At 68.7% G+C, this 731-nt stretch carries 1 protein-coding gene; it reads left to right on the forward strand.

What is annotated here, in order from left to right:
• On the forward strand, positions 1-731 hold a 731-nt coding region (locus PIN01S_RS26155), incomplete at both ends, for an AMP-binding protein (RefSeq protein ID WP_139809715.1).

A 731-nucleotide genomic window follows, 5' to 3' on the forward strand; every position in this document is an offset into this window, starting at 1 on the left:
CGCATCACCACCCTGCACTTCGTGCCCTCGATGCTGCAGGCCTTCGTCGCCGAACCCGGTCTGGAAGCCTGCACCTCGCTGCGCCAGGTCTTCGCCAGCGGCGAGGCCCTGCCGCTGGCCTTGCAGCAGCGCTTCCAGGCGCGCCATCCGGCAACGCTGGTCAACCTCTACGGCCCCACCGAGGCGGCCATCGATGTCAGCTGCTGGGTCTGCGACCCGGCTTCGACCCTGGGCTTCGTGCCCATCGGCAAACCCATCGCCAACCTGCGCCTCTATATCCTCGACCCGCACCTCAACCCGCTGCCGGTGGGCGCAGTCGGCGAGTTGTACATCGGTGGCGCCGGCCTGGCCCGTGGCTACCTGAACCGGCCGGAGCTGACTGCGGCGGCCTTCGTTGACAGCCCGTTCGAGCCCGGCCAGCGCCTGTACCGCACTGGCGACCGCTGCCGCTTCCTGGCCGACGGCAACATCCAGTACCTGGGCCGCCTCGACCATCAGGTCAAGCTGCGTGGCCAGCGTATCGAGCTGGGCGAGATCGACGCCACCCTGCTCGCCCAACCCGGCGTGCGCGAGGCCGTCACCCTGCTGCGCGACGACCTCGGCACGCCGCAACTGGTGGCCTATCTGGTGGCGGACGAAGCCGGGCTGGATGTCGCCCAATTGCAGACAGGGCTGGCGCAAGTGTTACCGGCACATATGGTGCCGAGTGTACTGGTGGAGTTGGCCGCGTT

This window comes from Pseudomonas indica NBRC 103045 (genome assembly GCF_002091635.1).
Classification (GTDB): domain Bacteria; phylum Pseudomonadota; class Gammaproteobacteria; order Pseudomonadales; family Pseudomonadaceae; genus Pseudomonas_M; species Pseudomonas_M indica.